The sequence below is a fragment of the Sphingomonas koreensis genome (assembly GCF_002797435.1).
Classification (GTDB): Bacteria; Pseudomonadota; Alphaproteobacteria; order Sphingomonadales; family Sphingomonadaceae; genus Sphingomonas; species Sphingomonas koreensis.
The window spans coordinates 3031322-3043821 of record NZ_PGEN01000001.1 but is presented as its reverse complement, the minus strand read 5'-3'; the positions used below and the strand labels follow the sequence as shown (position 1 = coordinate 3043821).

Annotated in this window: 13 protein-coding genes, 1 pseudogene and 1 riboswitch; of the genes and pseudogenes, 4 read left to right on the top strand and 10 right to left on the bottom strand. The window is 63.1% G+C overall.

Annotated elements, in window-relative coordinates:
* Positions 1-15 precede the first annotated feature (15 nt).
* Both BDW16_RS14495 and BDW16_RS14490 read right to left on the bottom strand, forming a co-directional pair.
* On the bottom strand, positions 16-402 hold the full coding sequence (locus BDW16_RS14495; RefSeq protein WP_066572983.1) for a hypothetical protein: 387 nt from the start codon (positions 400-402) through the stop codon (positions 16-18).
* The gene (locus BDW16_RS14490; RefSeq protein ID WP_066572976.1) at positions 392-1033 is read right to left on the bottom strand and encodes a hypothetical protein; all 642 of its coding nucleotides are present in this window, start codon (positions 1031-1033) and stop codon (positions 392-394) included. The genes BDW16_RS14495 and BDW16_RS14490 overlap by 11 nt, the downstream gene beginning before the upstream one ends.
* Positions 1034-1133: 100 nt before the next feature.
* Here BDW16_RS14490 and BDW16_RS14485 point away from each other — a divergent pair, with 100 nt between their 5' ends.
* Positions 1134-3851 (top strand): protein kinase domain-containing protein, encoded by a 2718-nt coding sequence (locus BDW16_RS14485; RefSeq protein ID WP_066572974.1) that lies wholly within the window; start codon positions 1134-1136, stop codon positions 3849-3851.
* Between the two features lie 109 nt (positions 3852-3960).
* Here the strand turns inward: BDW16_RS14485 and BDW16_RS14480 are convergent, their stop codons facing one another.
* The 4 genes from BDW16_RS14480 to BDW16_RS14465 are packed head-to-tail and all read right to left on the bottom strand — an operon-like array spanning position 3961 to position 7624.
* Entirely contained in the window at positions 3961-4494 is a 534-nt protein-coding gene (locus tag BDW16_RS14480; protein ID WP_066572973.1) for a flavin reductase family protein, read from the bottom strand.
* A gap of 25 nt (positions 4495-4519) precedes the next feature.
* Entirely contained in the window at positions 4520-5542 is a 1023-nt protein-coding gene (locus BDW16_RS14475) for a bile acid:sodium symporter family protein (RefSeq protein WP_066572972.1), read from the bottom strand.
* Positions 5543-5578: 36 nt separating this feature from the next.
* Positions 5579-6598 carry a methionine synthase gene (locus BDW16_RS14470; protein ID WP_241230481.1) on the bottom strand — a complete coding sequence of 340 codons (1020 nt, stop codon included), beginning with the start codon at positions 6596-6598 and terminating at the stop codon, positions 5579-5581.
* Positions 6599-6637: 39 nt separating this feature from the next.
* Positions 6638-7624: a DUF1852 domain-containing protein gene (locus BDW16_RS14465; RefSeq protein ID WP_066572967.1), complete on the bottom strand. Its 987-nt coding sequence runs from the start codon at positions 7622-7624 to the stop codon at positions 6638-6640.
* A gap of 126 nt (positions 7625-7750) precedes the next feature.
* A riboswitch (cobalamin riboswitch) is annotated at positions 7751-7974 on the bottom strand.
* A 133-nt stretch (positions 7975-8107) separates the two neighbouring features.
* On the opposite strand from BDW16_RS14465, the pseudogene purU reads away from it, so the two are divergent.
* Positions 8108-8215: pseudogene (gene purU / locus BDW16_RS21685) on the top strand (formyltetrahydrofolate deformylase); the annotation flags it as partial.
* Here the strand turns inward: purU and BDW16_RS21370 are convergent.
* On the bottom strand, positions 8187-8363 hold the full coding sequence (locus BDW16_RS21370; RefSeq protein ID WP_157081360.1) for a hypothetical protein: 177 nt from the start codon (positions 8361-8363) through the stop codon (positions 8187-8189). The pseudogene purU and the gene BDW16_RS21370 overlap by 29 nt on opposite strands.
* Before the next feature lie 243 nt (positions 8364-8606).
* On the opposite strand from BDW16_RS21370, the gene BDW16_RS21970 reads away from it, so the two are divergent.
* Positions 8607-9368 (top strand): tyrosine-type recombinase/integrase, encoded by a 762-nt coding sequence (locus tag BDW16_RS21970; RefSeq protein WP_100362776.1) that lies wholly within the window; start codon positions 8607-8609, stop codon positions 9366-9368.
* On the opposite strand, the gene istB is transcribed toward BDW16_RS21970, so the two are convergent.
* Positions 9265-10095 (bottom strand): IS21-like element helper ATPase IstB, encoded by an 831-nt coding sequence (gene istB, locus BDW16_RS14450; RefSeq protein ID WP_174532086.1) that lies wholly within the window; start codon positions 10093-10095, stop codon positions 9265-9267. The genes BDW16_RS21970 and istB overlap by 104 nt on opposite strands.
* Complete coding sequence (gene istA / locus BDW16_RS14445; protein ID WP_066582067.1) at positions 10092-11591, bottom strand: IS21 family transposase; 1500 nt, start codon at positions 11589-11591, stop codon at positions 10092-10094. Before istA ends, istB begins: the two co-directional genes overlap by 4 nt.
* A gap of 80 nt (positions 11592-11671) precedes the next feature.
* On the opposite strand from istA, the gene BDW16_RS14440 reads away from it, so the two are divergent.
* Positions 11672-12355, top strand: coding sequence for a tyrosine-type recombinase/integrase (locus BDW16_RS14440; RefSeq protein ID WP_241910310.1), 684 nt, complete (start codon positions 11672-11674; stop codon positions 12353-12355).
* Here BDW16_RS14440 and BDW16_RS21965 read toward each other — a convergent pair.
* On the bottom strand, positions 12317-12484 hold the full coding sequence (locus BDW16_RS21965; protein WP_371836745.1) for a helix-turn-helix domain-containing protein: 168 nt from the start codon (positions 12482-12484) through the stop codon (positions 12317-12319). The genes BDW16_RS14440 and BDW16_RS21965 overlap by 39 nt on opposite strands.
* Between the last annotated feature and the right edge of the window lie 16 nt (positions 12485-12500).

Sequence of the window (12500 nt, the reverse complement as noted above, 5' to 3'; positions counted from 1 at the left end):
TCTCCTCGTTTGGGACTAGAGATCGCCGCCGCATTCGGCACGGAGCTGCTCGCGTAGCGGCTTGTAGGCATCGCGAAATTCGGACTGGATCGACTGCACCGCCTGCCGGTCCACCGGATCGACGCCCGCCGCGCGCATCGCGTCGTTGAAGACGCGCTCCCGGTCCTGCGGGGCGGGTTTCAAGGGCCAGCGCAGCGCGCTGAATGCGGGTTTCAGCCGATCGGGAAGTCCCGCGTCGAGCTTGCCTACGATGCACCCGCAATCCGCTCCGGGATCGGCCTCTTCCGCGCAAATCGCCGTCATCTGCTTTGTAAAGTCCGACTGGCCGCACCCGGCGAGCGGGAACAGAAGGCAGGCGAACAGGCCAAGGCGGACCGGGGGGCGGGCGGGATCAAGTCGCATTGTTTGGGTTCCTTTCTGCTTCGATGGAATCTTGGACACGCGCTTCGAGGGCAGCGACGATGTCGGCGGCAAGCCGGTCATTGTGGCGCTTGCGCTTCCACATCCGCATGCCGAACGTCCCGAAAATGAGGGGGGCGAGGACGAAGCCGACGATCGGGATGAATGCCGCGATGGCGATCGACACCCCGAACAGCAGACAGCCTGTCTGAGGCCCCGGCCGCTTCAGCAGCCATTCGGCGCGCTGCGCGAATACCTTGCTTCTGCCGGTGCTGTGATTGACCAGCGCCATCGGATGGCCGGCCCTCGCCGCCTGGGTGCCGGCATAGACGATCGTCACGCGATGCCCGTCGCGAACTCCAAATCCGGGATCGCTGAACCTGGCTTCGAACTCGCGCTCGTCGTCGCTGCGCACGAACAGGCGAAGCTGCTCGCTGGTGCGCGAGCTGGTCGTGGTGTGGCTGCTGGGCGCCGTGACATATCCGCTGCCTTGATGGAGATAGCCCCCGCCGCCGCTGGTGACCGTTGTCGAGGAGAATGAGGTCTCCGACCAATTCTGGTTTCCGGCAACCGTGCCCGATCGCGTGAACGTGTAAAGCTGGCCGATATCCGTGATGATCTCGTCGTTCGCCATGACCGCCCTTCCCGATGAGCGGTGGTTAGTTTGGCGGCCGGCCCCAAGTCTTGATGCGCTTCTCAAGGATTTCTAAAGTCGTGACGGAGGGGGAATAGCGATGCACGCAGGCAGCTCGACGCGACGGCGCAGGCGTCTCTGGCGGTTCGCGGGCGCCGAGTTCGACGAAGCGAGCTGGGCGCTGCGGATCGGCGGCGCGGCCGTGGCGCTCGAAGGCAAGCCCCTCGAAGTGTTGCACGAGTTGCTGCTGCGCGCGGGCGAGGTCGTCACCAAGGAGGAGATACTCGACGCCGTCTGGCCTGGCGTGACGGTGGTCGAAGGCTCGCTGCCGACCGCGATCTCGAAGCTGCGCAAGGCGCTGGGCGCGCGGCAGGACAATGTCATCGAGACGGTGCCGCGGATCGGCTATCGCCTGACCTGCGAGGTCAGGATCGAGGGCATCGATTCACCTCTTGCCCCCCGGTTCACCTTCGCCCCAGGCGATACGGTGCCCGGGCGGAGCCAGTGGAAGCTCGAACGCGTCCTCGGCGACACCGGTTCGCTCGACGTCTGGTTGGCCCGTCATGCCAAGACCGGCGAGCAGCGCGTGTTCAAATTCGCTGATGCGCCGGACCGGCTGCGCGCGCTCAAGCGCGAGGCCGCCTTGGCGCGCATCCTGTTTGCCGGGCTCGGCAAAGCCGCGCCGCTACCGGCCCTGCTGGAATGGAATTTCGACGCTTCGCCCTATTTCCTCGAATATGCCTATGGCGGGCGCGACCTGCTCGCCTGGGCGAGCGAGGCAGGCGGACTCCCGGCGATCGCGCTTGAAGAACGGCTCCACGTCGCCGAGCGTATTTGCCGCGCCGTCGCCGACATTCACGGTCTGGGCGTCCTGCACAAGGATCTGAAACCCGCCAATATCCTGGTCAGCGAAGGTGAGCAGGGGCCGGTCATAAAGCTCGCAGATTTCGGCAGCGGACGCCTGCTCGACGACGCCGTGCTGACGAGCTTCCGGATCACCGATCCCGGCTCATTGGACGCCGACCTTGGCAAGGACGAGCCGCGATCGGGAACGCTCGCCTATCGCGCGCCCGAACTGGTGGGCGACGCCATCCCGACGGTGAAGAGCGACGTCTATGCTCTGGGCCTGATCCTCTACCAACTCACGATCGGTGATTTTTCGGGGTCGCTGGCACCGGGGTGGGAGGCTCAGGTCGAGGATCCGCTGCTGCGTGGAGACATCGGGCTTGCCGCCGAAGGAACACCCGAACGCAGGCTCGCGAGCGCGGCCGAGCTCGCCGAGCGGATCGAGAGGCTCGACGTGCGAAGGCAGGCGGCTGCCGAAGAAGCCGAGCGGGCTGCATTCGTTGCCGAACAGAAGCGGGAGGCGGAACGCCGGCGCGTCCGCCAGCCCTGGGTCCGCGCTGCCGCGGCCAGCCTGGTGGCCGGGTTTGCCGCTACCTCGGCGCTCGCAGTCTATGCCTGGTCGCAGCGCGATCGCGCCATCGCCGCACGGGAACTGGCCGATACCGGATACAGCTTCATCGCGGAGGATGTGCTGGCAAGCCCCGATCCGGCGAAATCGGGCGCCGACGAGACGGTGATCGACGCTGTCAAGCGCGCGAGCCGCAACATCGACCAGCGCTTCTCCGCGTCACCTGCGGTAGCCGCTCGTCTGCACCTTGCAGTGGCGCGCGCCTTTCATCAACGCGGCGATCCCGACACCGCACGTGCTGAATATGAGATTGCCGACCGGCTGTTCCGCGAGGCCGGGGAGGCCACGAGCGACGATGCCGTCATCGCGCGCCTGGGCAGGGTGCACATGGAGGCCACATCGGGCCAGCCTGCACGGCTCGAAGAAGCGGGCCGCCTGCTCGAACGCGAGCGCGCCAGCCTGGGAGCGCGCGGCAACACGGCACGGACCGGCTTCGCGCTGGCGCAGGCCGAGGGCGCCTATGGCTATATGGCGGACATCGCCCTGGCCGAGCGTGCTTTTCGCAGAGCGATTGCGATCGGCGAGGCAGAAGCGGAGATCCCCGCGACCCAGTTGCTCAAGGTCAAATCCTCGCTGGTCCTCACCCTCATGCGGCTCGGTCGCGCGAAGGAAGCCGAGCCGATCGCACGCACGCTGATCGATCAATCCGAGAAGCTGCGGGGGGCCGACCATCCCGACACGCTGGTGACCCGGCAGCATTGGCTGAACAGCCTGTCGATGGTGGGCGAACATGAGGCCGCCCTGCGCGGTAGCGCGCCGCTGCTCCTGGCAATGGAGAAGCGGTTCGGTCCCGCCCATCGGTTTACGCTTGGGCTGCGCTCCACGCGCTTCGAAAGCTATGCCGCCCTTGGTCGCTACGACGCAGCCGCCCGCGAAGCCGAACAGGTGTGGCGAGGCGCCTCCGCCCAGACCGGCCCCCAATCCCATCAGGCGCTTGTCGGACAGGCAGACTATGCGTCCGCACTGTGCCGGACCGCGCAACGCGCCCGCGCGGCGACCGTGGCGGCAGATGCGCTGGAACGCGTCCGTCAGGCCTTCGGCCCGGACTATCCGCTGACCCATGTGATCCGCTATTTCACGGCCGAGTGCCTGCTCGCCAATCTGCGTTACGCCGAGGCTGGCCGGCTGCTCGAGGATGTGAACCGGCAGAAGCTGGTCGAGCTGACCGGGCAGCCGGGATATGCTGCGGGAGTCGATCTGGGGCTGGCCGAGGTTGCGCTGGCGCGTGGCGACCGCGCCCGGGCAAGCAGCTTGCTCGCCACGGCGCAAGTGCAACTCGAGAAGACGGACGATCCGTTCACCAGGGATCGGATTGTCCGGCTGAGAGGCCAGCTCGATCAATGAATATGCGGCGATTGGCAGGCATCTTCCCAGACAGTGGTTTCGGGATTGCAGATGCACGAAGCAGCGATGCCGAGGCGATGTTCAAGCCCGTCCGAGCTCGCCGAACGTCTCAAGAATGCTGCTCGCTCACGATCTGAAGAGGCGGCTGACCAATCGGCACCAGGGTATGAAAATCGCTGGAGTGAAAGACCAACGGCTGGATTTCGTCGGCGACCGCTGCCCGGTGGAGGCGGAAGAGGACGATGTCGTGATCGCCGGCGGCGATTTCCTTCTCGAACGCGCATTCCAGCCAGGCCGCCGCGTTGGCAAGGAAAAGCGCGCCGGCAGCGCTCGCTTCATAGTCCAGGCCCAGGAAGCGGTCGCCGGTCTTCTGGGCCAGCTGACGCGCAGTCGCGGCATGGCCATTGCCCAGGAATGAGATTCCGACGCGCTCGCAGGTGCGCAATTGCCGCCAGGTTCCCGAGCCGTGCTTGATGCACACCGACACCAGCGGAGGGTTAAGCGAGATCGCCACGAAGGCACTCGCCGTCATCCCCAGGGGCCTGCCCTGATCCACGGCACATAAAGCGGTGACGCCGGTCGGGAACCGGCCGAAGAGGCGGCGCAGTTCGGTATCGTCGCTGATGGGGCTCAAAGTGTTCATTTGCTTGAATCCTCGACTACCGCGTTCAACCGGCCCGGCAATTCTCGGGTCGCGCCACCACCGCGACCGGCGGCGCGGCCTCTTCCGGCCGCTGGCCATACCGCCGGGCAAGCGCCGCGCAGACCATCAACTGCATCTGGTGGAACAGCATGAGCGGGAGGACGATCAGACCAACCGTGCTCGCCGGAAAGATGATGTTCGCCATCGGCAAACCGCTCGCCATGCTTTTCTTCGACCCGCAGAACACGATGGCGATCTCATCCTCGACAGGAAAGCGCAGGAGGCGGCTGGCAGCGGTCGTGAAGACCAGCACGATGCCCAGGATCACGAGATCCAGAACGATGACCAGCGTCAGGCTCTGCGGGGTCACCTTGCTCCAGATTCCCGCGACAACGCCGGCGCTGAACGCCGAATAGACGACCAGCAGGATCGATCCGCGGTCAAAGACCATCGTCAGCGTCTTCCGGCGGCTCAGCCAGTTCCCGATGAATGGCCTAGCAAACTGGCCGACGACGAAGGGAAGCAGGATCTGCAGCGCGATGTCCCGCACCGCGCCGAGCGACATGCCCCCGGAATGGGCGCTCAGGAGCATGGTTGCGAGCAAGGGCGTGATCACCACGCCGGCAAGGTTCGAGACCGAGGCACTGCAGATCGCGGCCGGGACATTGCCGCGCGCGATCGAGGTGAAGGCGATCGACGACTGCACCGTCGAGGGCAGGAGGCACAGGAACATCAGGCCGATCGCAAGGCCGCTGTCGAGATAGCCGCCTGCCAGCGCCACGATCCCGAGACCGACCAGCGGGAAGACAAGGAAGGTCGTGGCGAACACCAGGCCTTGCAGGCGCCAGTGCGTCATGCCGGCCCAGATCGCCTGAGGCGAAATCCTGGCACCGTAGAGGAAGAACAGGATGGCGATGGCGGCATGCACCACCTGATCGAGCACGTCCTTGCCCGCCCCCTTCGCGGGAACGATGGCGGCCACCGCCACCATGGCCATGATCGCTACGATATAGGGGTCCAGCCGCAGCCGGCGCAGAAGAGCATTCATCAATGGCTCCACAAGTTGGGCATGCGACCGGACCGGTCAGGCCGAAAGCTCTCGCCGAACGATTGCCGCACCCGCACCCAGGGCGTTCAACTTGCCCCTCGCCACGCTGCGCGACAGCGGCGCCATCCCGCAATTGGTCGAGGGGTAGAGCTTGTCGGCATCCACGAACGCAAGCGCCCTGCGCAGCGTATCGGCGACCTCCTCGGGCGTCTCGACGGTGTCGGAGGCCACGTCGATCGCGCCCACCATCACCTTCTTCCCCCGGATGAGCTCGATCAGGTCCATCGGCACATGGGAATGATGGCATTCCAGCGAGACGATATCGATCTTCGACTTCTGCAGATTGGGGAAGGTTTGCTCGTACTGCCGCCATTCCGATCCCAAGGTCTTCTTCCAGTCGGTATTGGCCTTGATGCCATAGCCGTAGCAGATGTGGACGGCGGTCTCGCACGTCAGCCCTTCGGCCGCCTTCTCCAGCGTGGCGATTCCCCAGTCGTTCGCCTCGTCGAAGAACACGTTGAACGCCGGCTCGTCGAACTGGATGATATCGACCCCCGCAGCTTCGAGCTCTCTGGCTTCCTGGTTGAGAATTCTGGCGAATTCCCACGCCAGCTTCTCGCGGCTCCGATAGTGCGCGTCGTACAGCGTATCGATCATCGTCATCGGACCCGGCAACGTCCATTTGATCGATTGATCGGTCTGCGCGCGCAGAAACTTCGCGTCGTCGACGAAGACCGGATTGGGACGGGAAACGGCGCCGACCACCGTCGGCACGCTCGCATCATAGCGATTACGGATCCTGACCGTCTCGCGCTTCTCGAAATCGACGCCGCTGAGATGCTCGATAAACGTCGTGACGAAATGCTGGCGCGTCTGCTCGCCGTCGCCGACGATCGAAATGCCTGCCTGCCGCTGGTCCTCCACGGCCAGACGCAAGGCATCCTGCTTGCCGGCGACCAGTTCTTCGCCTTCCAGTTTCCACGGCGACCAGAGCGTCTCGGGCTGCGCGAGCCAGGCGGGCTTGGGCAAGCTGCCGGCAGTCGATGTGGGCAACACTATATTCATGGATTGAATGACCTTAGTGATTTTGACGGATCAGGCGGCGAAGCTGGCCGACCATTGCTCGAGCACGGCCTGATAGGGCTTGATGAAGCGCTCCTCGGCGAACTTGCCCTGCTCGACGGCGAGCCGGCTGCGTTCTTCGCGGTCGTAGACGATCCGGGTCAGCGAATAGTCCTGGTACTTCAGGCTCGGCTGATAATGTTCCGCCGCCGCGGAATTGGCGTTGTAGATCTCCGGACGGTAGATCTTCTGGAAGGTTTCCATCACGCTGATGGTGCTGACGAGCTCAAGGCTGGTATAGTCGCCGAGCAGGTCGCCGATATGGTAGAAGGCATAAGGCGCAACGCTGTTCGGCGGCATGAAATAGCGCACCTTCATGCCCATCTTGGCGAAATACTCATCGGTCGCGGAGAATTCGTCATTGCGATATTCGACACCCAGAACAGGGTGCTCGTTCGTGGTCCGATGATAGGTCTTGCTGCTCGACACGCTCAGGCAGATAACAGGCGGCTTGCTGAAATTGTCCCGATAGGCACTCGAATTCAGAAAGTGCTTAAACAGGTTGCCGTGAAGGTTCCCGAAATCCCGCGGCGCCCCCGAATTCGGGTGATTCTTCATGTAATCCGGCAGGACAACGCTGAAATCATAGTCGCGGACGTAGGAGGAGAAATTGTTTCCGACCATCCCGTCGATACGCTCGCCGGTCTTCTTGTCGATGATGGTGGTCTGAAGGATTTCGATCAAAGGGAAGACGTCGCCATCTCCGTCCGAATCGATCCTCATCTCGGCGGTGATGATCTTCAGTTCGACCGAATAGCGATCGCCCCTGGGATTGTCCCAATGCGCGAGGGAATTGAAGCGGTTGTCGATCATCCGCAGCGTGTTGCGCAGATTCTCCTGGCGGCTTTCTCCCCGCGCCAGATTGGCGAAGTTGGTCGTTATCCGCGTGTTGTCCGCGGGACGATAATCCTCGTCGAAGGCGATGCTCTTTATCGAGAATGTGAATGCGCTCTTGCTCATGACCGACCACCTGATTTTGCCGGGCGGAGGGTCAAAGGAAGAGCGCGCAAGATAGACAGCCCGGACGGCGCTTAAGCCACGGACCTCGCGTCAAGCGCGATCCACCGGAGGAACCCCCGTCCGAGGAACGTTATGGCGCCGAAGGCAGGTCTCCTGGCTTACGGGTCATCGCAGCGGCTCCGGCCTTCCCGAGCCTCTTGCGGAAGCTCAGTGACACGAAATGGAACCACCACTCGCCGCTTACAGTTGCGGGGGCAGCGCCGGACTCTGCCCTGAAAGGACACCACCGGCTTCCCGTCTTAGCCCCGCCGTCACGCCTGAGGCGGGGAACCTCGACAAGCCCTTTTCAACACGATCGCGAGCTTCCTGTCAATATAGATATAAAGATATCTTTATATGGTAATGTGACGGGATGGCCATCTTGCCCGTCTCTCGGGGTGGAGAAGGCAGCCCCCTCGATATCCGACGTTCCACGAGCAGGGTCACCAGGCCCACGCTCAAGGCGTGAAGCTGATCGGCGTGACGGCGCACCATGCCTCAGCCGCACTCGATGAGGGGCCGATCATCCATCAGCCGGTCGAAAGCGCCACCGATAGGCGGCAATGAACGGGAGACAGACGATCGTGTTCAGGAACTGAGCGACTCGCATTGGCGATGCGGCGAAATCCTTGAACGCCGACTTGCCGAAGACCTCGACCACATGCTTCGGCTGCGGCGCTGCCAGGAGCAAATCCAGCACGCTCGATGCGATCGTTCGCCACAGATTATTAGCGATGGTTTGCGGAAAGGTTGGTGGAGCTGAGGACTATACGATACTTGTTCATTACTGTTCATCATTGTCCATTTCTATAATTTTTTATTGACGTTACGTATCGTGCGTGGTTGCCTGCGTTCGCAACCGAACGCGCAAATTCGCCTCATTTCGTGGGGTCGAACATTGGGCAGGATCGGGATCGGAATTTGACCAGCGCACGAGCCGACAATGGCACTGACTGCACTCCGCATCGCCAAGGCGAAGCCAGGAACTTATTGTGACGGCAAGGGCTTGCTGCTTCGCGTCACGCCGACTGGGGCGAAAAGCTGGATGCTCCGTATCCAGCACAATGGGCGCCGACGAGACTTCGGACTTGGGTCCACGGACTGGGTTACGCTTGCCGAAGCGCGAGCCGCTGCCGCCGCTCTTCGTGCCGATATCAAGAAAGGTATTGAGTCGATCGGGCGCGAGACGAAGCGCAATACAACTTCCAAAACACAGCCCATTCCAACATTCGATCAAGCAGCAAGAAAGTGCTATGAAACCCTGTCCGAAGGCTGGGATGATCGACGAAAGAAAAACTGGATTTCGAGTCTTGAGAACCACATATTTCCGCTCATCGGGAGGAAGCCGATCGACACGGTGGACAGCGCGATGGTCCGTGGAGCGCTGGAACCGATATGGCTGAAGATTCCGGAGACAGCTCGCCGAATTCTTCAGCGTATCTCCTCCGTCCTTGATTTCGCCCATATCGAGGGATGGTGTCAACGGCGGTCGGATTTCAGGCCAGCATGGCGGAGTAAAAGCAGGCCATTGAGGATGAACGCGGACTATATGCAAAGGGCCCCGATCGGGGCCCTTTGCATATTTGCCGTTTTGCGGCGGGTCAGTCGGCGGGGGTGGCCTGGTTTTGCTCCGCCCTGGCAGCGCGGCGACGGTGGGCGGATTGCTTCAGGCGGTAGCTGTCGCCGTTCATGGTCAGGATGCTGACGTGGTGAGTGAGCCTGTCGAGCAGCGCTCCGGTGAGCCGCTCGGACCCGAGGACCTGCGTCCAGTCCTCGAACGGCAGGTTGGAGGTGACGATGGTCGATCCGCGCTCGTAACGCTGTGAGAAGGTCTCGAACAACAGTTCCGCGCCCGTGGGGGAGAGCGGAACGTAGCCCAGTTCATCGACGATCAGCAGCTTCACGGCGGCAAGCTCGCGTTGCATCTTGAGCAGCCGCTTTTCGTCGCGGGCTTCCAGCAACTGGTTCACCAGCGCTGCGGCGGTGGTGAACGCGACCGTGAAGCCCTTCTGGCAGGCGGCCAGTCCCAGGGCGAGCGCGGCGTGCGTTTTGCCCGTGCCACTGTTGCCAAGCGCGATGATGTTTTCCCGGCGCAAGATGTACTCGCAGCGTGCCAGTTCCAGCACGAGCATCTTGTTGAGGCTGGGGATGGCCGTGAAGTCGAAGGTATCGAGGCTCTTCACCGCCGGGAACCGGGCAGCACGGATCCGGCGCTCGACCGTGCGGCGCTCCCGGTCGATCAGCTCCAGTTCGATGAGACGCAGCAGGTAGCGGGTGTGATCAACGCCATCGCGCGCACATTCCCGGGCCAGCTTCTCATACTCGCGCAGGACCGTGGGCAGCTTGAGCTGCTTGAGGTGATGCGCCAGCAGAACCTGCGGCGTGCCCGCCGTCGTACCGGGCGGCATCTTGTCGTCCGCCGCCCGGCTCATGCCGCCAGCTCCGGCAGGAGAGCGGCGTAGTCGGCGGCGCGCGTCGTCTTCACCTCCATCCTGGGCAGGTGCGGATAGGCGGTTAGATCGAGCCGGGCAGGCCGACGCTCGATGCGCGCAAGCGCGATCTGCTTGATCGCATCGAAGCCGATCGCACCGATATGGATCGCCTCGTTCACCGCGAAGGTGACCACCTCCATCGGGAGCGCTTCCAGAAGGCGCAGCACCTGGATGAACTCGCGCTTGCCCTTGTTGCCCATCCGCGCCTCCAGAAGATGGCGCAGATGCTGGAACACCTCGGGCAGATCCCAGCCCTGAAGTGCGGCGGCCTGGTCAAGGGCTCCAGGCTTGCTCTCGATCAGCGCCAGGTAATGCAGTGGGTTCGCCACGAACATGGCTTCGCCATAGCAGCGCGGATGGCGGGCGATCTCCTCGCCGCCGCACAAGATGACGACCTGATCGACGAAGCCCTTCACCACCACGTCCTGGAAGCCGTAGCGGGTCGGAACCGAGTAGTCGTTGGTCCGGTAGCGCACCAGCGCGGTCGAGGAGACGCGCGCAGCCCTGGTTTCACACGGCTCGAACGTCCCGACCGGCACAGGACACATTGCCGCGAGATCGGCCACGAGCCGTTCGCCGATCGTCTGGCTGTGCCGCCCAGCCCGCTCTTCCTGCCGGGCGCGGCAGCGGCGTTCCAGTTCGGCATTGAAGGCATCGTAGCTCGCCGCGTGCGGGATCGGCACCATGAAGTGCGTTCGGGCGTGCTTCACCAGCCCTTCGACTTTCCCCTTGTCGTTGCCCTTGCCGGGGCGACCGAAGCGATCCGTGAACAGGTAATGGCTGACCAGACCGGTAAACGCACGGGTGCGCTCGCGCTTACCGTCGCCGCAAATCTTCGCGACCGCGATCGTGGTATTATCGTACAGGATCGAGCGCGGCACAGCGCCGAAGAAAGCGAACGCCGACACGTGCCCGTCGAGAAACGCCTCGGTCGTCTCCGCCGGATAGGCCTTCACGAAGCAGGCGTCCGATTGTGGCAGGTCCATGCAGAAGAAATGCACCTTCTGCCGGACGCCGCCGATCACGCCCACCGCCTCGCCAAAATCCACCTGCGCGTGGCCCGGTGGATGCGCCAGCGGTACGAACGTCTCGCGGCCGCGCGCCCGGCATTGCCGGACATAATCCTTCACCACCGTGTAGCCGCCACCGTAGCCATGCTCGTCGCGCAGGCGCTCGAAAATCCGCTTGGCCGTGTGCCGCTGCTTCATCGGCGCCGTCCGGTCTTCCGCCAGGATCCGGTCGATCACCGGCAACAACGATCCCAGCTTCGGCTTCGCCACGGGCTTCGTGCGCGTGTAGCCCGGCGGCAGCGAAAACCGGCACATCTTCGAAATCGTTTCACGGCTCAGGCCGAACACTTTCGCCGCTTCCCGTTGGCTGTTCCCTTCCACGAACACAAAACGACGAACCGCTGCGTAGACCTCCACGGCAAACATCCCTGGCCGCTCCAAAAGGAGCAACCTTATCCAATGGCCGGCTTTTACACCGCCGCGCTCAGCAAATCACCGGCGCTCCAGTGGCCTGGTTTGTCACCGCCCTGCACACACTTCGGACAGTGATCAAAGGTCTGCCCAGACAGACGGATCGCGGCAAGCATTTCGAGGCGATGCCATATGCGGAGGCGCCCAGCCTGATCGATCGCCTGGTCAGTGAGCCCACGGTCAGCCGCGATGCGCTGCGTCTCCTGATCTATACGGCTGCCCGTTCAAACGAGATCCGTAACGCGACGTGGCCGGAGTTCGATCTCGATGCGGGCGTGTGGTCGATACCAGCGGAACGCATGAAGGCCCGTGTGGCACATACTGTTCCATTGTCCCCGCCCGCGGTCGCCCTCCTCAAGACATACTGGCGCGCGCGACGAGGCGATGACGCGCTGGTATTCTCGATCGGCGGTAAGAAGCCTCTTTCCGACATGACACTGTCCAAGCTTCTCAAGGCGCTGAACGTCGGCAGTTACACTGTGCATGGCTTCCGAAGCAGCTTCACCGATTGGGCGGCGGAGCGGACACGCTTTCCAAAAGAAGTGGCAGACAAAGCACTCGCACACCGGATTCCTGATCAAGTCGAGGCCGCCTATCGGCGTACTGACTTCTTCGAGAAGCGCGGAAAGCTGATGAGCGCGTGGGCGAATTATCTCCACGGCCAGAGCTCGGCCAAAGCTTCAGTTCGCGCTTCGAACAGCCGCGCGCGCAAGAAATGAGCTTAGGCTCTCTGTGGTCACACGGCTGCTCTTGCCAATCTTGATCATCTCGATCTCACCGGATGTAATCAGCTGATAGACTCGAGTCCGTCCGATCGAAAGCAGGCCCGCCGCCTCTTCGATGGTCACGCAAAGCGGCCGCAAG

What these genes read in the sequence shown, in the direction of transcription:
- BDW16_RS14490 (WP_066572976.1), bottom strand. Translation starts at nt 1,033, where the DNA reads ATGGCGAACGACGAGATCATCACGGATATCGGCCAGCTTTACACGTTC.
- BDW16_RS21970 (WP_100362776.1), top strand. Translation starts at nt 8,607, where the DNA reads ATGGCACTGACTGCACTCCGCATCGCCAAGGCGAAGCCAGGAACTTAT.
- BDW16_RS14480 (WP_066572973.1), bottom strand. Translation starts at nt 4,494, where the DNA reads ATGAACACTTTGAGCCCCATCAGCGACGATACCGAACTGCGCCGCCTC.
- istB (WP_174532086.1), bottom strand. Translation starts at nt 10,095, where the DNA reads ATGAGCCGGGCGGCGGACGACAAGATGCCGCCCGGTACGACGGCGGGC.
- BDW16_RS14495 (WP_066572983.1), bottom strand. Translation starts at nt 402, where the DNA reads ATGCGACTTGATCCCGCCCGCCCCCCGGTCCGCCTTGGCCTGTTCGCC.
- istA (WP_066582067.1), bottom strand. Translation starts at nt 11,591, where the DNA reads ATGTTTGCCGTGGAGGTCTACGCAGCGGTTCGTCGTTTTGTGTTCGTG.
- BDW16_RS14465 (WP_066572967.1), bottom strand. Translation starts at nt 7,624, where the DNA reads ATGAGCAAGAGCGCATTCACATTCTCGATAAAGAGCATCGCCTTCGAC.
- BDW16_RS14485 (WP_066572974.1), top strand. Translation starts at nt 1,134, where the DNA reads ATGCACGCAGGCAGCTCGACGCGACGGCGCAGGCGTCTCTGGCGGTTC.
- BDW16_RS14475 (WP_066572972.1), bottom strand. Translation starts at nt 5,542, where the DNA reads ATGAATGCTCTTCTGCGCCGGCTGCGGCTGGACCCCTATATCGTAGCG.